At 68.4% G+C, this 20,107-nt stretch carries 18 protein-coding genes; 3 read left to right on the top strand and 15 right to left on the bottom strand.

The window, feature by feature from the left end; translation table 11 throughout:
• Entirely contained in the window at window positions 1–1,047 is a 1,047-nt protein-coding gene (locus ACTIEY_RS04230) for a Gfo/Idh/MocA family protein (protein WP_439517836.1), read from the top strand.
• Here the strand turns inward: ACTIEY_RS04230 and ACTIEY_RS04225 are convergent.
• The 13 genes from ACTIEY_RS04225 to gspG all read right to left on the bottom strand — a co-directional run bounded on the left by ACTIEY_RS04225 (window position 1,026) and on the right by gspG (window position 14,688).
• Window positions 1,026–2,798 carry an ABC transporter ATP-binding protein/permease gene (locus ACTIEY_RS04225; protein ID WP_439517835.1) on the bottom strand — a complete coding sequence of 591 codons (1,773 nt, stop codon included), beginning with the start codon at window positions 2,796–2,798 and terminating at the stop codon, window positions 1,026–1,028. The two genes, ACTIEY_RS04230 and ACTIEY_RS04225, sit on opposite strands and share 22 nt — an antisense overlap.
• Window positions 2,799–2,810: 12 nt before the next feature.
• Window positions 2,811–3,707 carry a 5'-nucleotidase gene (locus ACTIEY_RS04220; RefSeq protein ID WP_439517834.1) on the bottom strand — a complete coding sequence of 299 codons (897 nt, stop codon included), beginning with the start codon at window positions 3,705–3,707 and terminating at the stop codon, window positions 2,811–2,813.
• Between the two features lie 2 nt (window positions 3,708–3,709).
• Complete coding sequence (gspF, locus tag ACTIEY_RS04215) at window positions 3,710–4,939, bottom strand: type II secretion system inner membrane protein GspF (RefSeq protein WP_439517833.1); 1,230 nt, start codon at window positions 4,937–4,939, stop codon at window positions 3,710–3,712.
• Between the two features lie 91 nt (window positions 4,940–5,030).
• Window positions 5,031–6,473, bottom strand: coding sequence for a type II secretion system ATPase GspE (gspE, locus tag ACTIEY_RS04210; protein WP_439517832.1), 1,443 nt, complete (start codon window positions 6,471–6,473; stop codon window positions 5,031–5,033).
• Window positions 6,474–6,483: 10 nt separating this feature from the next.
• Window positions 6,484–8,634, bottom strand: a complete 2,151-nt coding sequence (gspD, locus tag ACTIEY_RS04205) for a type II secretion system secretin GspD (protein ID WP_439517831.1) — start codon at window positions 8,632–8,634, stop codon at window positions 6,484–6,486.
• Window positions 8,635–8,693: 59 nt separating this feature from the next.
• Window positions 8,694–9,476 carry a type II secretion system protein N gene (gene gspN, locus ACTIEY_RS04200; RefSeq protein ID WP_439517830.1) on the bottom strand — a complete coding sequence of 261 codons (783 nt, stop codon included), beginning with the start codon at window positions 9,474–9,476 and terminating at the stop codon, window positions 8,694–8,696.
• Between the two features lie 40 nt (window positions 9,477–9,516).
• A complete protein-coding gene (gene gspM, locus ACTIEY_RS04195; protein WP_439517829.1) occupies window positions 9,517–10,050 on the bottom strand; it encodes a type II secretion system protein GspM in 534 nt (177 codons plus the stop codon).
• Between the two features lie 3 nt (window positions 10,051–10,053).
• Entirely contained in the window at window positions 10,054–11,364 is a 1,311-nt protein-coding gene (gene gspL / locus ACTIEY_RS04190; RefSeq protein WP_439517828.1) for a type II secretion system protein GspL, read from the bottom strand.
• A gap of 113 nt (window positions 11,365–11,477) precedes the next feature.
• A complete protein-coding gene (gene gspK / locus ACTIEY_RS04185) occupies window positions 11,478–12,470 on the bottom strand; it encodes a type II secretion system minor pseudopilin GspK (RefSeq protein ID WP_439517827.1) in 993 nt (330 codons plus the stop codon).
• A gap of 89 nt (window positions 12,471–12,559) precedes the next feature.
• Entirely contained in the window at window positions 12,560–13,264 is a 705-nt protein-coding gene (locus tag ACTIEY_RS04180) for a PulJ/GspJ family protein (RefSeq protein ID WP_439517826.1), read from the bottom strand.
• Between the two features lies 1 nt (window position 13,265).
• Window positions 13,266–13,634 carry a type II secretion system minor pseudopilin GspI gene (gspI, locus tag ACTIEY_RS04175; RefSeq protein ID WP_439517825.1) on the bottom strand — a complete coding sequence of 123 codons (369 nt, stop codon included), beginning with the start codon at window positions 13,632–13,634 and terminating at the stop codon, window positions 13,266–13,268.
• A complete protein-coding gene (locus ACTIEY_RS04170; RefSeq protein WP_439517824.1) occupies window positions 13,631–14,095 on the bottom strand; it encodes a prepilin-type N-terminal cleavage/methylation domain-containing protein in 465 nt (154 codons plus the stop codon). The genes gspI and ACTIEY_RS04170 overlap by 4 nt, the downstream gene beginning before the upstream one ends.
• 122 nt (window positions 14,096–14,217) lie before the next feature.
• Window positions 14,218–14,688 (bottom strand): type II secretion system major pseudopilin GspG, encoded by a 471-nt coding sequence (gene gspG / locus ACTIEY_RS04165; protein WP_439517823.1) that lies wholly within the window; start codon window positions 14,686–14,688, stop codon window positions 14,218–14,220.
• 99 nt (window positions 14,689–14,787) lie between these two features.
• Here gspG and ACTIEY_RS04160 point away from each other — a divergent pair, with 99 nt between their 5' ends.
• Together ACTIEY_RS04160 and ACTIEY_RS04155 are read left to right on the top strand one after the other, a co-directional pair.
• The gene (locus ACTIEY_RS04160; RefSeq protein ID WP_439517822.1) at window positions 14,788–15,300 is read left to right on the top strand and encodes a type II secretion system protein N; all 513 of its coding nucleotides are present in this window, start codon (window positions 14,788–14,790) and stop codon (window positions 15,298–15,300) included.
• Between the two features lie 37 nt (window positions 15,301–15,337).
• Window positions 15,338–17,269 (top strand): DUF294 nucleotidyltransferase-like domain-containing protein, encoded by a 1,932-nt coding sequence (locus ACTIEY_RS04155; protein WP_439517821.1) that lies wholly within the window; start codon window positions 15,338–15,340, stop codon window positions 17,267–17,269.
• A gap of 5 nt (window positions 17,270–17,274) precedes the next feature.
• Here ACTIEY_RS04155 and ACTIEY_RS04150 read toward each other — a convergent pair whose 3' ends face one another.
• Window positions 17,275–18,375 carry a nicotinate-nucleotide--dimethylbenzimidazole phosphoribosyltransferase gene (locus ACTIEY_RS04150; RefSeq protein WP_439517820.1) on the bottom strand — a complete coding sequence of 367 codons (1,101 nt, stop codon included), beginning with the start codon at window positions 18,373–18,375 and terminating at the stop codon, window positions 17,275–17,277.
• A gap of 13 nt (window positions 18,376–18,388) precedes the next feature.
• The gene (gene ilvA, locus ACTIEY_RS04145) at window positions 18,389–19,990 is read right to left on the bottom strand and encodes a threonine ammonia-lyase, biosynthetic (RefSeq protein WP_439517819.1); all 1,602 of its coding nucleotides are present in this window, start codon (window positions 19,988–19,990) and stop codon (window positions 18,389–18,391) included.
• Window positions 19,991–20,107 lie beyond the last annotated feature (117 nt).

The following is a 20,107-nucleotide window of genomic DNA, read 5'->3' as shown; positions in this document are numbered from 1 at the left end:
ATGGCCAGACTCGGAATCGGACTCATCGGCGCAGGCCGCATCGGCATGCTGCACGCGCAGATCATCGACCAGCATCCCCGCTGCACGCTGGCGCTGGTGCAGGATGTCGACGCCCGCCTGGCCGGCGCGCTGGCGCTGCGGCACGACGCGCGGGCCGTGAGCTCGGTGGACGACATCCTCGGTGATCCTGCGGTGGCCGCGGTGGTGATTGCCTCGAGCACCGACACCCACGCCGACCTGATCGCGGCCTGTGTGGCGGCGGGCAAGCCGGTGCTGTGCGAGAAACCCATCGATCTTTCGCTCGCGCGCGTGCAGCAATGCCACGAGCTCATCAGGGAACGGACGGCCCATGTCCAGATCGGGTTCAACCGCCGCTTCGACGACCACTTCGTGGCCTTGCGAAAGGCCATACGCGACGGCGAGGTCGGCCGGGTGGAGAGTGTCCACGTCATCACGCGGGTGCCTTCGCCGCCGCCCTACCGCTACGTCCGGGACAGCGGCGGGCTGTTCCGGGACATGACCATCCACGATTTCGATCTGTTGCGCTTTCTGCTGGACGCCGAGCCCGCCAGCGTGTTCGCGCAGGGCGCGGCCCTGATCGATCCGGGCCTGGCGGCCGAGGGCGACATCGACAGCGCCATGGTGCAGCTGGCCTTTGCCGATGGATCGGCGGCCCACATCACGAACGCGCGACGCTGTGCGTACGGCCTGGACCACCGCGTCGAGGTGTTTGGCTCAGAGGGCAAGCTCAGTCTGCAGAACGGCCTGGGCGCTCCGCTGCAGCGCTCGGACCGCATCGGCACCGCGCGCCTGCCGCTGCACCACGATTCACCGATCCTGGGCTACCTGCGTTCCTTTGTGAACCAGTGGGATGCGTTCGTCGGATCGCTGGAGACCGGGCGCGTGGCCGGCGCCAGCTTCGAGGACGGCTGGCATGCCCTTGCCCTGGCGCAAGCGGCGTGCGATTCACTGGTCGCCCGCAGCGCGATCGATCCTGCACCACTGCGGGCGCAGGATCCACTGGCTCAGCTGGCCGCGAGCCGGTAGCGCGCCCCGGCTGCGCCACCGGGCTCCAGCGTCCACTGGGCCTGGTGGAACTGCGCCACCGCAGGTCGGTGCGCAATCGAGACCAGCGCGCCGTCCGACTCCGCCACCAGGGCCTGCAGTCGCGCGTAGAGTGTGGCCTCGGCCGCTTCGTCCAGCGCACTGGTGGCTTCGTCCACGAACAGCCAGCGCGGCTTCTTCAGCAAGGCGCGTGCAATCGCCAGGCGTTGCTGCTCGCCGCCCGAGAGCTTCTGGCCCCAGGTGTCGTGTTCATCCAGGCGGGCGGCCAGGTCGGGCAGGAGCGCTTCGCGCAGCGCCTGTTGCAGGTCGGCGTCGCTGTACTTCGTGGCCGGTTCGGGATAGGCCAGCGCGTCGCGCAGCGGGCCGTGAGGGAAGTACGGCCGCTGCGGCAGGAACATGGCGCGTTCCGCAAAGTCTTTGGGCATGCGCAGGCGGCGCTCGGACCAGGGCCAGATGCCTGCGAGGCCCCGGAACAGCGTGGACTTGCCACTGCCCGAGGGCCCCCTGACCAGCACCGTGTCGCCCGGCGAAATGTGCAGGCCCTGCGCCGAGAGCAAGGGCACGTTGCCCGGCAGCGCGAGCTGCAGGTCGTCCACGGCCAGTGCGTCTTCGGTGTGGGCGTGGGCGGCCGTGTCGGTGGCGGGCACGGGCAGCGCCTGGAAGCTCTCTTCGAAACTGGTGATGCGGTCGGTGGTGGCGCGCCAGACGGCCAGGCTGCTGTAGTTGTCGACAAACCACGAGAGCGAATCCTGCACGCGGCCAAAGGCCGACGAGATCTGGATCAACTGCCCGAGCTGGATGGCGCCGCTGAAGAAACGCGGCGCTGCCACGATGAAGGGAAACACCACGGCGGCCTGCCCGAATCCGTTGGTGAACCAGATGAGTCGCTTCTGCGCGTTGATGAGCTTCAGGTAGTTGGCCAGCAGCGTGCTGAAGCGGCCGCCGAGCTGCTGGCGCTCCACCGGCTCGCCCTTGTCCAGCGCGATCGATTCGCTGTACTCGCGCACGCGCACCAGATGGTGGCGGAAATCCGCCTCATAGCGCTGCTGCTTGAAGTTCAGCGCAATCTGCGGGCGCCCGATGTAGTGCGTGGCGATGCTGCCCAGCAGGCAGTACAGCACCGCCATCCACACCATGAAGCCGGGAATGGTGTATTCGCTGCCGTTGATGTTGAAGGCGAAGCTGCCCGAGAGCGTCCAGAGAATGCCCACGAAACTCACCAGCGTGACCACCGCGTTGAGCAGGCCCATCGACAGCGTCACCGAGTAGCTGGTGAAGAGGTTCATGTCTTCGGCGATGCGCTGGTCCGGGTTGTCGGGTGGCGCATTTTCACCTTTGGCAAAGCGGGAGAGTTCGAGCTGGTAGAAGGCCTTGTTCGACAGCCATCGGTCGAGGTAGTGACCGGTCATCCAGGCGCGCCAGCGCATCTCGAGCAGTTGCGTGAGGTAGAAGCGGTAGACCGCGATGATGATGAACCCGAAGGCCAGGTAGGTGTAGCGACCGAGTTCACGCCAGAACGTTGCAGCGTCCTTGTTCTGCAGCGCGTCGTAGAACACGCGGTTCCATTCGTTGATGAGCACCAGCATGTAGACCGCGCCCAGGTTGAGCAGCACGATGGCCGCCAGCAGACCGCGCGCCTTCCACTTTTCCTCGGAGTGGAAGTAGGGCGCGGCGAGCCTATGCACCTTGCCGGCAAATTCTCGAAAACTCCGGAATTTCTCGCGCAGGGTCATGGGGTCACCTGTTCAGGGATTGGAGATGCCGCTGGCCACATGGCCAGCGGGGACATGCAGGGACGCGGACTCGATGTGGCCGGTCTGGTCGTCGAAGAAGAAGTCGGGTTCGAACTCGCGCAGGAATTCGCCCTTGGGCAGGCCGCCGAGGAACATGGCTTCGTCGACCTCGATGTTCCAGTTCATCAGCGTGCGGATCGCGCGCTCGTGCGCCGGCGCACTGCGCGCGGTCACCAGCGCGGTGCGCACGCGCATGAGGGGTGTGCCCTCGCTCTGCAGGCGATGCAGGGCTTCGAGCAACGGCTTGAACGGGCCGCCCGCCAGCGGCAGGCTGGCGTTCGTGGCCTCGTGCGCCTGGAAGGCCGAGAGTCCCTGCGCCTGGTACACGCGTTCGGCTTCGTCGGAGAACAGCACGGCGTCACCGTCGAAGGCAATGCGCACCTCGTGCGGGTGCGCGTCGCCCGCATGCACGGACTGCGGATACACCTGCGCAGCGGGCACGCCGGCGTCGAGCGCCGCGCGCACGTCGGCCAGGTGGGTGGACAGGAACAGGTTGGCCCGCAACGGCCGCAGGTAGCGCCAGGGCGGCTGGCCGCGCGTGAAGCTGCCGCGCTGGATCGGCAGGCCGTAGTGCTGCGCCGAACGGAACACCCGCATGCCCGAGACGGGATCGTTGCGCGAGAGGATGACCACCTCCACGCGCTGGGCATTCGCGTCGTTGAAGGCCAGCAGCTTGTGCACCAGCGAGAACGCCACGCCCGGCAGCGCGGGCTGGTCCAACCGGTCGAGCTGCAACTTCATGTACGCCCGGTCGTCGCCGGTTTCGAAGACCTCGTTCTCTTCCTCGAAATCGAACAGCGCACGCGAGGAGATGGCAACGACGAGCTTGCCTTCGAGCGTCACGCCCATGTTCAGGTCACGAGCTGGTTGAGCTGGATGATGGGCATCAATACCGCCAGCACGATCAGCATCACCACCAGGCCCATGCCGACGATGAGCAGCGGCTCCAGGATCGTGGCCATGTGCATGGCGCGGCGCTGCACTTCGGCGCCCAGCTGCGCGGCTGCGCGGTCCAGCATGGCGGGCAACTGGCCAGTCTGTTCGCCCAGGCGCGCGAACATGGATACCAGCGGTGGAAAGCGCTTCTTGCTGCTGAGCGCCGTGGCCAGCGGTGCGCCTTCGCGCACCAGCACGAGCGCGTCGAGTGCATCGGCGCGCATCGCCTGGTTGCCCAGGGTTTCTGCTGCGGTCTGCAGCGCGCGCAGGATGGGCACACCGGCCGCGGCCAGCATGGACAGCGTGGCGGCAAAGCGCGCCGCGTTGTAGCCGCGAGCCAGCCGGCCCACGAGCGGCAGGCGCAGCCACGCCGCGTCCATGCGCAGGCGCAGTTCCTCGTTGCGCCGCGCCGCGGCGATGCCCAAGCCGCCCAGGACCAGCGCCGCCAGCATGAACCAGCCGTAGCTGCGAACGAAGGCGCTCAGGTCGAGCATGACCACGGTGAGGAAGGGGAGCGCCCGCTTGCTGCCCGCGAAGACGTTCGCCACCTGCGGCACCACGTAGGACACCAGGAACACCACGATGACGATGGCCACCAGCGTGACGATGGCCGGGTAGAGCGACGCCGCCACGATCTTGTTTTTCAGCGCCTCGCGGGCCTCCAGGTCGTCGGCCAGGCGTTCGAGCACCGTGCCCAGCAGGCCGCTCTGTTCGCCGGCGGCGATCACGCCGGTGTAGATGGGTGAGAACTCGCGGGGGTGTTGCGACAGCGCGCGCGCAAATGGCGAGCCGCTGTTGACCTCGGAGCGCAGGGAGGCCATGAGGTTGCGCTGCTTGTCTTCCTCGGCTTCCTCCGTCAGGGCCGTCAGCGCGCGTTCGAGTGGCAGGCCGGCACTGACCAGTCCCGCGAGCTGTCGCGTCCATACCGCCAGGGCCGTGGCCCCGAACACCCGGCCACCCCAGAGCGTGACGTTGAGCCCACCCGTCTTCTCACCGCTGGACGACGTGGTCGCCGGCTCCACCAGCAATGGCACCAGGGCGCGCGCGCGCAACATGCTGCGCGCCGAACGCGCGGTGTCGGCGTCGATCAGGCCTTTTTGCGTGGCGCCCTGGGCGTCCAGGGCTTCGAAGGTGTAGGCGGGCATGTCAGGTTCCGCCGCCGGGCCGCCCCAGGGCGGAACAGTCCCCGTGGGGGGCGGCGACTCGCGCAGCGGTGGAGCGTGGGGGCTTCATGTTTCAGTCTCTAGTGACTGACATGACTTCCTCGGGCGAGGTGATGCCGGCTTCGATCAGGCGCTGTCCGTCGGCGCGCATCGAGCGCAGGCCGGCTTCTTCGGCGGCCACGAACACCTTGCTCTCGGCGGCCCGGTTGTGGATCAGCGAGCGGATCTTGTCGTCGGCCACCATCAGTTCGTAGATGCCGGTTCGGCCCTTGTAGCCGCTCTGGTTGCAATGCTCGCAACCCACTGGATGCCACTGGCCCCGGTCGTCCTGTCGACGACAGTGCACGCACAGGCGGCGCACCAGGCGCTGGGCCAGCACGCCGAGCAATGAGGAACTGAGCAGGAACGGCTCCACCCCCATGTCGGTCAGGCGCGTCACGGCGCTGGGTGCGTCGTTGGTGTGCAGCGTGGCGAGCACCAGGTGGCCCGTGAGAGAGGCCTGGATGGCGATCTGCGCGGTCTCGAAATCGCGGATTTCGCCAATCATGATGACGTCCGGGTCCTGGCGCAGGATGGCGCGCAGCGCCTTGGCGAAGTCCAGGTCGATGCGGGCGTTCACCTGCGTCTGGCCGACGCCGGGCAACTCGTATTCGATCGGGTCTTCCACCGTCATGATGTTCTGCGTGTTGGCGTCCAGGCGCTGCAACGCGGCATACAGCGTGGTCGTCTTGCCCGAACCCGTGGGCCCAGTCACCAGGATGATGCCGTGCGGCTGGCCGATGAGCTGGCGGAACCGGTCGAGCACATCGCCCTGCATGCCCACCGCTTCCAGGCTGAGCTTGCTCTCGCTCTTGTCCAGCAGCCGCAGCACGGCGCGTTCGCCATGCGCGCTGGGCAGCGTGGAAACACGCACGTCGACCGCGCGGGTGCCGATGCGCAGAGAGATGCGGCCGTCCTGCGGCAGGCGCTTCTCCGAGATGTCGAGCTCGGCCATGATCTTCAGGCGCGAGATGAGTGCGGCGTGCAGCGCGCGGTTGGGTTGCACCACCTCGCGCAAGGTGCCGTCGACCCGGAACCGCACGCTGGAATGGCGTTCGTAGGGTTCGATGTGGATGTCGCTCGCACCGTCTCGCGCGGCCTGCGTGAGCAGGGCATTGAGCATGCGGATGATCGGCGCGTCGTCGGCCGTTTCCAGCAAGTCCTCGATGGCCGGCAGCTCCTGCATCATTCGGCTGAGGTCGGCCTCGCCCTGGACCTCGCTCACCACCGCAGCGGCGCTCGATTCGCCCTGCGCGTAGGCCGCGCTGATGCGTTGCTTGAGCGTCTCGCCTTCTTCCCAGTGGATTTCACGCACCTCATGGCTGCGCAGGATTTCGGTCAGGGCCGAGAGGCGGCGCGTGCGGGCCGCGGTGTCGATCGCGGGCGTGCTGCTGCCCAGCAGGGTCTGGGTGATGCCGTCGTCTTCCAGCAGCCAGTGGTGCTCGCGGGCGAAGGCGTAGGGCAGCGGGTACTTCACGGCCGCGCCCTCAGTTGGGTGTGCCGCCGTTCTGGGGCGGCGGCTTCACCGGTGGCGTCGTGTTCGGATCGGCCAGCGAGCGCACCGGCGGTGTGCTGCCCAGTGGCGGCACTGGCGTGGTGGGCGGTGCCTGCGGAGGCATCACAGGCGCTTCATTCACGCCGAGCACGCCACTGCGCACCGGCTGCGAATCCTTCTGCACCGAGCGCATGAGTTCGTAGCGGTCGAGCGCGAGGTTGCTGGTCTCGCGGGCATCACGCATCACCACCGGACGCAGGAACACCATCAGGTTGGTCTTGCGTCGCGAGCGCGTCTCGTTGCGGAACAGGCCGCCGATGACCGGGACATCACCAAGACCAGGCACCTTGTCCTGGTTGCCAGCGTACTCGTCCTGCAGCAGGCCGCCCAGCACCACGATGGCACCGTCGTCGACCAGCACGGTGGATTCGATGGTGCGCTTGTTGGTGATGAGACCGGTGGCCGAGTTGATCGACGAGGCCTGCACGCTGCTGACCTCCTGGTAGATGGTCATCTTGATGGTGCCGTTCTCGCTGATCTGCGGCTTCACCCGCAGCGTCAGGCCCACGTCCTTGCGTTCGATGGTCTGGAACGGATTGACCGATCCATTGTTGGCGCCGGTGTTGGTGAACTGCCCCGTGACGAAGGGCACGTTCTGGCCGATCACGATCTTGGCCTCTTCGTTGTCCAGCGTGAGCAGGTTGGGCGTCGAGAGGATGTTGCCTTCGCCGTTCTGCTGCAGGAAACGGGCCAGGAAGCCCAGCACATAGACGCCGTTGGTGCGTCGCGCCGCACCGAAGTTGAGGCCCGGCGCCGGGGTGGCGTCACCGGTGGCGAGGTTGAGGATGTTGCGACCCCCTTCGCCAAAATTGGTGCCGAGCAGGCCGATCACGCGGTCGCCCGAGTTGCCGATGGCGCCCTGCCACTGGATGCCGAACTCGGCGGCGCGGTCGGCGTTCACCTCGGCGATCAGGCTTTCCACATAGACCTGCGCGCGGCGCGAGTCGAGCTGGTCGATCACGGCGCGCAACTGGCGGTACTGGGGCTCGGGCGCGGTGATGATGAGCGAGTTGGTGGCGGGGTCTGCCTGGATCTGGCCACCGGTTGAAGGCTGCGCGCTGGCAGACACTGGCGTTGAAACCGGAGAAGCACCGCCGGCACCGCCCGTGGGCGTGGCTGCAAGGCGGATGGGGCTGCTGGCCATGCCGGCACTGACACCGCCGCCGGAGCCGCCCGATTCGCCGGCCATGGCCGCGCGCAGCGTGGCGGCCAGCGCGGTGGCGTCCGCATTCTTGAGGTAGACGACGTGGATGTTGCCGCTGACGTTTTCCGAGGAGGGCTGGTCCAGCTTGGTGACGAGTGCGCGCACCAGCGCGGCACGCGCCGGGTTGGCTGCGCGCAGCACCAGGCTGTTGCTGCGCGGTTCGGCCACCAGCGTCGTCTTGTAGGACGCGTCGGCCTGTGCGCCGGCGCCGGCCACGGCCGGATCGATCAGCCGCTGAACCAGGGCCACCAGATCGGTGGCCACCGCGTGCTGCAGGGGTATCACCTCGACGTCAGTCGCGCCCGCCACGTCCAGCGCGGCAATGATGCGGCCGATCCGCTGCAGGTTGTCCGCGTAGTCGGTGATGACCAGCGAGTTGTTGCCCGGGTTGACGTTGATGGTGTTGTTGGGCCCGATCAGAGGGCGCAGCACCGGAACCAGGTTGTTGGCGGACTCGTGGTTGAGGCGGAAGATCTGCGTCACCACGGTGTTGGACGCCGGCAGTGCAGAGACGCGGCCCGCGCTCACCACGTTGCCCTGGAGCTTGGCGTCGGCCTCGGGCACGATCTTGTAGAGCCCGCCGGTGTCCACCAGCGAGAAACCCTGCAGGCGGAGCACCGCCGCGAACTGGTTGAGCGCCGCGGTGGGTGTGACGGGTCGCTCGGTGGCCAGGTTGATGGTGCCCTTGACGCGCGGGTCCACCACCACGTTGCGTCCGGTGATGGCGGCCATGGTGCGCGCGACCGATTCGATCTCGGCACCCACGAAGTTCAGTGTGACGGGTTCACGGGTCTGCGCAAGGGCCGCAGGCAGGCCGCCGTGGCCAGCGACCAGCAGCAGGGCCAGCGCGAGGGCGACACGGGTGGGATTCGGTTTCATGGGGCGATCGTATCTTGAGTTCGTGAATAACAAAGCGTTCAGTTGTCAGCCGGTGTTCGTCATCCGATGGTGAGGAGTGACCGCGAGCCCTCCCGGCGGCCCACGATGTTGAGCAGGTTGGCCAGGGCGGCTTCGCTGTCGGGCGCGGCTTCGGCCACCCCCTGGAAGCGCAGGCGCCCACCCACCCACTGGCCCGAGCCCTGCAGTTGCAGCGCGCCGCGCAGTGTCGCGAGGTCCAACGTGGTGGTGTTGCCCCCGGCTTCGGCGCGCAGGCTCATGCGGTAGCTGCCCAGCGGGCGAAGGCTGGAGAGGCGCGAGACCAGGTCCACGGCGTCAATGGCCGCCTCGCCCTGCAAGGAGGCTCGGCCCTGGTCGAAACGCAGCGTGAGGCCAGGGGTCTGCAACACCAGCTGTCCTTCCATGCGCAAGGTGTTCCATGGCGTGCCCAGGCCCATGAGCAGTTCGGCCGGCCAGCGGCTGGTGTTGCTGGCGATGCGCACTTCCGCGCCGCCCAGGCGGGGGACCAGGGTGATGCCCATGGGCTCAGGCGTGCAGCACGGCGCGGAGAGCCGCAACGACACCGCAGGCGATCCCGACGCCAGCGTGGGCCGCAGGCGCCACTGCAGGCCCTGGGGCAGGGCCGTCTGGGTGCGGCTGCCTTCGCCACCGGTGAACACCAGGTCGGCCTGGCCGTTCCAGACCGAACCGCGCGCGTTCACCAGCTGCAACTGGCCGCCCGTGGCCGAGCCCACGCGGTCGGTCAGCCAGCGCGCCGGCGCGAAGAAAAGCAGGGCCGCCAGCAGGCCCAAGGCAGCGCCGATCCAGGCCAGGCGCGAGGTCACAGAAGTGCCTCCGTGCTTCGCACTGCGGAGCGAGCACTGCTCATGATCCTTGCCCCAGGCTGGGGCCGGTGAACACCACAGTGCCGCTCCAGCCGGGGCTGCCGGGATCGCGCGTGAGTTGGGACTGCAGGGGAATGAGGCGGGCGTTGATGCGCACCTGCGCCAGCCACTGGGCCAGCGCGTCGGGCTGGGTGTTGCGCAGGGTCACCGTGGCGCGGTCACCCAGCACGGAGAGCTGCGCCGTGCCGCCCAGTCCGTTGGTGGCCACCTCCAGGGTGCGCAGCACCTCGTCCCGGCTGGGTGGCAGGGCGGTGTTCTGGCCTCGCAGGGCGTCGGCGGCGGTGGCCATGCGCTGCATCTGCGCGAGCTGCGCATCCAGCCGGGCATGCCGGGCATTGGCCTGGAAGAGCGTGTCCAGCGCCGGCGCCACGGCCAGCCACCAGACCAGGCCCAGCCCCAGCACCCAGGCCGCAATGACCACCGCGCGCCGCTCGCGCGGCGCCAGCCTGGCGAACGTGGTCGAAGTGGTGGCGCTCAGGCGCTTGAAGGCATTGGGGTTGGGCGAAAGAGCCATGGTTCAGGGTTCCGGGGGTCGCAGGGCGATTTCATTGCCATCGAAACGCACGCGCCAGCCATTGCGCTCCAGCGATTGCTGCAACGCGCGCAACTGGTCTTCGGTGGCGCGCCAGCCTTTGAACCGGCCTTCGCCCTGGGTGTATTCGATGCTGGAGGGCACCATCGATTCGCCGTTGGCAGCCTGGTCGATGGCGGCCAGCAGGGCTTCGAGGTCACCCGGCGTCAGCGCGCCGCTGGCCTGCTGCAGGCGCGCCAGCTCCCGCTGCATCTGGACAGGGGCGTCCAGCACCAGCGTCACCTGGGGAAAACTGCCCTGCAGGGTCTGTTGCACGGATTCCTGCTTGGCAGCCAGCAGGCTGCGCTCGTGCCAGGCCGCCGCGTTCAGGCCGAGCAACTGGGCGCCCACCAGCGCAGCCAGGCCCCAGCGCGCCGCGCGCCACTGGGGGGCGCTGCGCCATTGCCGCAGGGTGCGGCGAAAACGCTGGCCGCGGCGGGCGCGCGCCGACAGGCTCAGGTCGAACTGGGCCAGGTTCCAGTCTGACTGGGCGCAACGCAGCAGCCAGGCCGGGCGGGCGACCAGCTCGAAACGCTGCTGCAGCACGCGCTCGGCCAGTTCGGCCACGCCGGGGTCGGCCAGCCAGACGTCGAAATCCCCGGGGTCGCCCGGCAGGTCGGAGCCCGGCGGCATGAGCGCCGTGACCACCGCGTTGGCAGTGGCGCCGCCAGCCATGCCGGCGGCGGGTTCGCGCAGCGGCATGCAGCTCACGCCCAGCAGGCTGGCGCTGCCCAGCCAGGCCTGTTCCCCTTCGTGGTGCGCCCAGTGGATGGTGGAAGGCACCTCCAGCGCGAAGCTGCGGGACGCACCTTTGGCGGCCACCGTTTCGTATTCGACCAGCGGCCACAGCGCCGGCACGATGCGCGAGACCGGCCGACCGGCCGATTCCAGCACCTGCAGCCAGCCGCGCAGCCAGGTGCGCTGGCAGGCTGCAACCCACACCGTCTGGCCCGAACGGCCACCCGCTTCCAGGGCGAAATGCAGGTCGGCGGTGTCGGTGAGCACGCGGTCTTCAAGAAGGCCGTCCAGCGCGGCGCGCAGGCGCGCGGCGGCGACCTTGGGCAGGGCCACGCGGTGCCACGACACGGCGCGCGGCGGCAGCACCAGCACGACCTCTTCATCGCGCGGCAACAGGGACGCTGCGCCCTGACCGTGGTCGGCGACCTGCTGGCCGTTGGCCGACGTGGCCCAGTCGAACAGGGCCGCGGGACCGGCGGACGGGGCGGCAGAGAAATCCGTGGGTGTGACGATCAGCACGAAGGGGTGGTCATGGGAGGGTGGACAGCCATTCTAGATAGGCCCGGTGTCAATGCGCTGCAAATCGGGGGAGAAGGCGCCCATGTGGGCGCGGATGGCCGGACAAGGCGCCTTCAGGGACGGGAGAAGCGCTCGCGCCAGTAGATGCGCACATCGAGGTTGTTTCTCACCACCAGCGAGCGTTCCTCGATGATGGTGTTGTCCAGGCGCAGCCGGCCGCGGACCTCGAAATGCTCGCTGCGCACACCGTGGTAAAGATCAGACAGTTGACCCGTCATGGCCGGGATCACGCTGCCCACGTCGCCCAGGCTCTTGAAGGGCCGGTTCTCCCGCGCCGTCACCAGTTGGCGCGCCTGCGCCAGGTCCATGCCGGGCACGCTGGCGAAAATGGCCTGGGCGCTGGCGGTGTTCAGGTTGAGCGTGGTGCGGGTGGGCAGCACCGTGGCATGGGGCTCCAGCGCGGCCAGGCTGGCGCGGCTCACGCCCAGCCAGGCCAGCTGGGCGAACTTGCGCGGCAGCAGGGCGGTGCGCGAGGGCTGGGGGTCATTCATGGCCAGGTGGGTGGAGGTCTGCAGCTCGCGCGCTGCGGCATTGAGCTCCGCCTCGGGCAGGCCGAGTTGCTGATAGAGCCGGCTGAAGCTGCGCAGGTCGTATTCGGAGATCTCGACCTTGGCGTTCGCGCCATCGCCCACCGTTCGCACGAGGTTGGTGAAGTTCAGGCGCGACTGCAGGTCGATCACCTCGCCCGAAAGGAAGGCATCGAGCGCGCTTTCATCGGCGTTGTTGCTCTTGTCGGCCGCCAGGAAGCTGGACAGACGCGCTTCCTCAAGGGGCATGGCCCAGGGCTCACCAAAATGGTCACCATTGCCGCTGCTCTGGTTGCTGCGGGCGTCCTCGCGCAGGATCAGGCGTGCCCAGTCGAGCGCGCCGGTGAGGATCCAGCCGGCCTGCACGCGCTGCCGGTCGGCCTGCTCCACCTCGCTGGCGCGCCACTGTTGCCACAGCGCCGCCGACGCCAGCGTGGCCACCAGCGTGACCGTGAGCATCGCCAGCAGCAGGGCAGCGCCGCGTTGCACGACCCGCGCAGGGGTGGAGGGTCGGGGCACCGGGGCCGCAGCGCCGGGCCGTCCCAAGCAAGGCCAGCCCCCTCGGGGGGCAGCGACCCGCGCAGCGGCGGAGCGTGGGGGCTCTTTGTTCATCCGCCCACCCTGCCTGCTTCGAGCGTGGGTCGGACCCAGTCGCGCACGATGCCACCCGTCAAACCCTGCCCTGGGCTCAACACCAGTTCCAGCCGCACGCCATTGGGCAGGTTGCCGACGCCCGGGACCAGGGTGCCGGCGCCGTCGTTGCCCACCGACGACAGAGGATTGCCCCAGGTTTCACCCCGGTGGTAGAAGATCTGCCACTGTTCGATGCCGATCAGCGCGATCGCGCTCTCGGTGCTGGCTGTGCCGGTCTGGGAGGGCACCGATCCCCGGCCCCACTCGCCGGCGCGTTGCCAGGCGCGTGCGAGTTCGTCGCGCCGCAGCAGCGGGCCCGATTGCCAACGCATCCATTGCCCGCCCGCGGCAGTACCCTGGCGCGCCCACGCCACGACCCGGATGCCGCGGCTGTCCAGGCCGGTCTCGCCACTGTCGCGGCGCGTCATGCGCAGCACCTGTCCATTGAAATCCAGCGCAGCCACCTCGCCCGTGTCCATGGCGGCGTCGAGATCGGCCACCCATTGGCCCAGCGTGGCCTGCACGCGCAACAGGCCATCGGCGCGTTCCTGCGTGATGGACTGGGTTCGCGACATGCCATCGAGCGACCGCCAGCTCAGCAGCGCGAGCATGGACATGACCACGATGGCCACCAGCAACTCGATGAGCGTGAAGCCGTGCGTGAACCTGCCGCGTGCCATGTCAGTACCGGCCCAGGATGGTTGACAGGCTGAGCAGACGCACCGTGTCGGCCTCCACCACCGCTTCCACCACCGCATCCACCCGGCGGAAGTTCGGATTCGGCGTCGGTGCCACGGTCAGGCGCACCCGCATCTCACGACCGGCCTGCATGCAGGCGTACTCGCTGTCGCCCACACCGGGCAGCTGGCGTTGAAGCCGCAAGCGCGTGAGCTCGTTTTCGGCGCAGAGCTGGGCGAGCCACTGATCGCTCTGGCGTGCCGAGGCCCGCGTCAGCGCGCCGGTGGCCTGCAGCCCGGCGGTGAGGGTGATGGCGACCACCGCCAGGGCCACCAGCACCTCGATGAGGGTAAAGCCCTGTGATCGCTTCATGGCACGGCGTTCAGCACGGCAAAAGGCGCCAGGCCGTCGGTGGCCAGGGTCAGGCGGCGATTGCCCTGCACGAGCTCCAGCCGCTGCGCCGCAATCAGCGGCTCCGGCCCGAGCACCAGCACCTGAGAGCCCGGCGGTTGCAGCACCACGGCCTGCGTCTCCGGGTCCAGCCAGCCGCGAGCGCCAGCGAGCGAACCCGGCAGCGCCCGCCCGTCGCGCGCCGTGGGCAGGCCGACGAACTCGAATCCTTGCGGCAGCAGGCGCCAGACCACCGGCAGCCCGCTGGTGCGCGACTGCGCGCGCGCCGATTCCAGCATGGCCGAGAGGCGCAGGCCCTCCCGCTCCAGCCTCGTGCCCCCGTCGTCCCGGAGCGCAAAGGTCACCGCCGCCGTGGCCATGGCCACGAGCGCCACCACCACCATGAGCTCCAGCAGCGTGAACCCTCTTGCCTGGCGCTGCACGTTGTCGCCTCAGATGCCAGCGGCGTAGCGTGGGGGCGTGGCCACCGGGCCGCCCCCAAGGCAGGCCCAGCGCCCTGACAGGGCAGCGACCCGCGCAGCGGCGGAGCGTGGGGAGGTCATGATCACTGCCAGCTGCCGATGTCGGCGTCCTTGGCCTCTCCGCCGGCTTGCCCATCGGCACCCAGGGAAAGCACGTCCACCTCGCCATGCAGGCCCGGATTGAGGTACTGGTACGGCCTGCCCCAGGGGTCGGAAGGCAGCTTGTCGAGGTATCGGCGCCAATTGGGTGCGGCCGGGCCCGCGGTGGGCTTGTTCACCAGCGCATTGAGGCCTTGTTCGCCGGTGGGGTAGCGCTGGTTGTCCAGCCGGTACAGCTTGAGCGCCTGCATGAGGTTGTTGACGTCGGTCCGCGCGGCGGTCACTCGGGCATCGTCGGCGCGATCGAGCACGTTGGGAACGATCAGGGCGGCCAGCACGCCGATGATGACCAGCACCACCATGAGTTCGATCAGGGTGAAGCCGCGCTGCAGTGCGCGCCAGGGCCTGGCCGCGGTGGCCTTGAGCGTCGATGGGTGGGGGGCGAGGTGGTTCAATGGGATCTCCCGCCAACGTGGGCCGACCGGTGGCCCTCGGGCCGGCTCCGCCGGTGGCGGAAGGCCCGTGAAACGCTGGCGGTCGATCATAATGCGCGCATGAACAAGGCACCGACGTTTGGCCATTCGGGTTTCCTCATGGAAAGCCCCGCTGCCCTGCAGCAGAACGCCTCGCGTCGAGGGCCGGCGCTGGCTGCCGGCCTGCTCTGGCTGGCTGCGGGCCTGAGCGTCGGTTACTGGGTGTTGCAATTCCTCGGGCGTTCTGCGGTGACGCCGGTGGTCGCGGTGGCCACCACGCCCCCGCCGCCGGATTCCATGGCGGTGGCGCGCACCCTGGGCGCGGTGCCGGTGGCCGCCGTGGGGGCGGCACCCGTGCCCACGGCGCCGCCACGCTACGTGTTGCTGGGTGTGGTGTCGACGGGAACCGACGGCGGCGCCGCCCTGATTGCTGTGGACAGCCAGCCGCCGCGCCCCTACCGCGTGGGTGCCGCACTCGATGGCGGCCTGGTGCTGCAGGCCGTCACGCGCCGCACCGTGCGCCTCGGGCCGTCCCTGGACGCGCCGGCGTCGATGGAGTTGTCCCTGCCTGAAAAGGCCACGGCGCCGTCCTGAAGCCCCGCGTTCAGCAGAACGCAGCGCCACTGCCGCCATGGCTTCGCGATCCGACCACACCCGTGCCATGCCAACCGCCTGGCTGCGGCCGTCGGGCCAGGCGCTGGAGAACCTGAGCGGCGAATTGCGCCACCATCCTCCCTTCAATGAGATGGAGGAGGCTCACGTCAGGGACTTCGTGGCCGCCTCGCGGCAGGCATTCTTCAAGCCCGGCGAGGCGGTGGTCCGGCCCGAGGACGGGCCAGTGCGCGAGTTGTTTTTCATCCGGCGCGGTGCCGTCACCGGCAAGCGCGGCTTGTCCGACCTGTCCGGCGGCGCGTTCCAGTACGAAGCCGGCGACCTGTTTCCGGTTAGTGCCGTGCTGGCGCAGCGCGCCCCGACCACGCTGTACAGCGCCACCGAAGACACCTTCGCCCTCGCCGTGAGTGCCGAGGACATGCAGGCGCTGGCCGAGCGCAGCGCGGTGTTCGGCGATTTCCTCAACCGCCGCATCCTCAAGTTCCTCGACCTCTCGCGCTCGGCGCTGCAGGTGGCGTACGCGTCGCAGGCGTTGGCCGAACAGTCGCTGGAGACGCCGCTGGCGAGCCTGTGCCGCCAGACGCCAGTGACCTGTTCACCAGAGACGCCGCTGCGCGATGCGCTGGCCCGCATGCACGAGCTCCACATCGGCTCCATGCTGGTGGTGGACGCTGCGAATGTGCCGCAGGGCATTCTCACGCGGTACGACGTGCTGGGGCGCGTCGCACTGGCGCAGGTGCCCTTGTCCATCCCGATGCGCGAGGTCATGGTGCAGCCCGTGTTCACGCTCACCCACGAACACACCGCGCAGGACGCCGCCCTGCTCATGTCGCGCCACGGCATCCGGCATGTTCCGGTGACGCGCGAAGGCCGCGTGGTGGGCATGGTCTCGGAGCGCGACCTGTTTGCGCTTCAGCGCCTGAGCCTCAAGCAGGTCAGTGCGAGCATTCGACATGCGGGCGACCTGGCCACGCTGCAGTCGGTAGCGCACGACATCCGACGTTTTGCCCGCAGCCTGCTGGAGCAGGGCGTCCAGGCCAAACAGCTCACCGCGCTGATCAGCCATCTCAACGACGTGCTGACCTCGCGGCTGGTGGAGCTCACCGCCGAACGGCACGGGCTGGACCTGCAAGGTTTCTGCTGGATCGCTCTTGGCTCGGAAGGGCGCGGGGAGCAGACCATCGCCACCGACCAGGACAACGCGCTCATCCTGGCCGACCCTGCCGACCGGACCCCGCAGGACAGGGCGCGCGTGCTGGCCTTTGCGCGCGAAGTCAATGAAGGGCTGGACGCCTGCGGCTATCCGCTGTGCAAGGGCAACATCATGGCCAGCAACCCGGCGTGTTGCCTCACGCTGGGGGAATGGCAGCAGCGCTTCGCGCACTGGATCGACCAGGGCTCGCCGCAGGATCTTCTCAACGCCAGCATCTACTTCGATTTCCGCAGCCTGGCCGGCAACGCGCGCCTGACCGATCGCCTGCGCGAGACCGTGACGGCGCGCGCCATGGCCAACCCGCGCTTCTTGCGCCAGCTCGCCCTCAATGGACTCGCCCAGAGCGCGCCGCTGAACTGGCTGGGCCAGGTGGATACCACCACGGTGGAAGGGCGGGACACGCTGGATCTGAAACTGCAGGGCACGGCGATCTTTGTCGATGTGGCGCGCCTGTATGCGCTGGCCCGCGGCGTGGCCGCCACCGGCACCCGCGAGCGGCTCGAAGCCGTCGGGCCGGCCATGGGCGTGCCCGACCACGAGCACCAGGCCTGGATCGGCGGATTCGAATTCCTGCAGATGCTGCGCCTGCGGGCGCAGCTCGATGGCACGACGGTGGGCGGCAACGCCAACCGCATCGCGGTGAGCGACCTCAACGACATCGACCGGCGCATCCTGAAGGAAACGCTGCGGGTGCTGCGAACCTTGCAACAACGCGCGCGGCTCGACTACGAGCGCTGAGTGGCTCAGCGCTCGAGAAGCCCCTGCGCGGCCAGCAGCAGGGGCCAGGCCATCATGGCACCCGTGCCCTGTCCCACGCGCAGGCCCATGTCCAGCAGCGGCTGCGCCTGCAGGTGGATGAGCATGAGTCGGTGTCCGGTCTCGGCAGTGCGGTGCGCATAGACCAGGTAGTCCGCCACGTCGGGGCAGAGACCGCGCGCCACCAGGGCGGCCGCACCGCAAACGTAGCCGTCGACGAGGACGATCCGACGCTCGCTGGCTGCCTGCAACATCGCGCCCACCATCATGGCGATCTCGAAACCGCCGAGCGCGGCCAGCGCATCGAGAGGACCGAGCGCCTTGCGATGGCGGGACGCCGCCGCCGAGAGCTTCTCGATGCGCTGCAGGTGGGCGCTGTCGTCCAGGCCCGGCATCTGGAAGTCGTCGCGCACGCAGGCGTCCGCCAGCGGCACGCCACACAGACGTGAGAGCAGCAGGGAAGCGCTGACCATATTGGCCACACCCACGTCGCCCACCGCGATCACGTTGCCGGGGAGGTGCCGGACCACGTCCATGCCCGCGTGCAGGGCCGACACCACCTGCGCTTGCGACATCGCAGGCCCCAGCAGCAGGTTGCGCGTGCCGTAGCCAATCTTGCGCGCCAGCAGCGGCGCCTTGGTGCGCGCAGCTTCCGGCAGGTCGATGTGCGTGGCCACGCCGGCGTCGACCACCGTGAGATCGAAGCCATGCATGTCGGCCAGCGCATTCACCGGAGCCAGCCCCATCAGCAGTTGCAGCACGTGTTCCACCGTCATGCCCTGGTCCAGCGCGGACATGCCTTCATCGGAGATGCCATGGTCGCCGGCGAACACGACGAGCTGCGGCGAGTCGAACGTCAGTTGTTCGAGCGGCACGCCGCCGGCGTTCTGGATTCGTGCGAGCTGCAGCACCAGATCTTCCATCCGGCCGAGCGCGTGCTCGGGCAACCCTTCGGGCGCCAGGCGCTGCTTGACGGCATGGTCGAGCAAGGTATCGGTGGTCGGTGGGATGTGCGGCAGGTGCAGGTTGGCGGGCAACTCCTGCACCCGCCTGCTGTTCATCGGGGCAAAGACGGGATCCATGGCCATGTTCGCTTGTCGTTCAGCTTTTCAGGAAAAGGCGGTACACGGGATTCGCGGTTTCTTCCACGTACGGGTAGCCCAATGTCTCGAGGAATTTGTCAAAGGCCTTGTGATCGTTCTTGGGCACTTGCAGGCCGACCAGGATGCGGCCGTAGTCGGCGCCCTGGTTGCGGTAGTGGAAGAGGCTGATGTTCCAGCCCGGACGCATCAGGCTGAGGAACTTCAGCAGGGCACCAGGGCGCTCGGGAAAGACGAAGCGCAGCAGGCGTTCGTCCTGCGCCAGCGGCGAATGCCCGCCCACCATGTGACGGATGTGCTCCTTGGCCAGCTCGTCGTGCGTGAGGTCCAGCGTTTCAAAACCATGCTTGACCAGGTTGGTCGCGATCCGCCTGGACTCGCCCTTGCCATGCGTGGTCAGGCCGACGAAGACATGCGCCTGGCTGCCGTCGTTGATGCGGTAGTTGAACTCGGTCACGTTGCGCGCGCCTCCGGGGAGCTCACCAATGACTTCGCAGAAGCGCCGGAAGCTGCCGCGTTCCTCGGGGATCGTCACTGCAAAAAGCGCCTCGCGCTCCTCGCCAACCTCCGCGCGTTCCGCGACGAAGCGCAGGCGGTCGAAGTTCATGTTGGCGCCACACAGGATGGCGGCATAGGTCTCGCCGCGCGTCTTGTGGGTGGCCACGTACTGCTTGATCGCCGCCACCGCCAGTGCACCTGAAGGCTCGACGATGCTGCGCGTGTCCACGAACACATCCTTGATGGCCGCGCACACCGCGTCGGTGTCCACCGTGATGAAGCCGTCGACCAGGTTGCTCGCGATGCGGAAGGTTTCCTCGCCCACCAGCTTGACCGCGGTGCCGTCGGCGAACAGGCCCACATCGGCCAGCGTCACCCGCGAACCGCCCGCCACCGAGCGCATCATGGCGTCCGAGTCGTTCATCTGCACGCCGATCACCTTGATCTCCGGTCGCACCGCCTTGATGTAGTTGGCCACGCCGGAGATCAATCCGCCGCCGCCGATGGCCACGAACACCGCGTCGAGATGGTCCGAGCCCAGGCTCTGCAGCTGGCGCAGGATCTCCATGGCGATCGTGCCCTGGCCGGCGATCACGTCCGGGTCGTCGAAGGGGTGCACAAACGTGAGCCCTTCTCGTGCCTGCAACTGCACCGCATGGGTGTAGGCATCGGAATAGCTGTCGCCGTGCAGCACCACCTCACCACCGAAACCGCGCACCGCGTCCACCTTCACTTGCGGTGTGGTGGTGGGCATCACGATCACGGCACGGGTGCCCAGCTTGCGTGCGCCCAGCGCCACGCCCTGGGCATGGTTGCCTGCCGAGGCGCAGATCACGCCTTTCTTCAATTGCTCCGCGCTCAGGTGCGCCATCTTGTTGTAGGCGCCGCGCAGCTTGAAGCTGAACACGGGTTGCTGGTCTTCGCGCTTGAGCAGCACCTTGTTGTGCAGGCGGCGGCTCAGGTCGTTGGCGGGTTCGAGTGCCGATTCCACCGCCACGTCGTAGACGCGCGCCGTGAGAATCTTCTTCAGGTAGTCGGCCGGGCCCATGTTCGTGAGCGGCGAGACGCTGGTGTTTGCGGGAGACTTTTTGGCGCTGGCTGGCATGGTGTTCCTCGAGGCCGATCATAGCCAGCAGGCCTTCTGGCCAAAAAAAGCCCGGACTGGCAGAACCGGTCCGGGCTTGAATCCACCCGTGGAGGGTAGAGGAGACAACCTTCAATA

This window comes from Hydrogenophaga sp. (assembly GCF_051858985.1).
GTDB lineage: Bacteria > Pseudomonadota > Gammaproteobacteria > Burkholderiales > Burkholderiaceae_C > Hydrogenophaga.
This window is presented reverse-complemented; position numbering and strand designations above follow the sequence as displayed.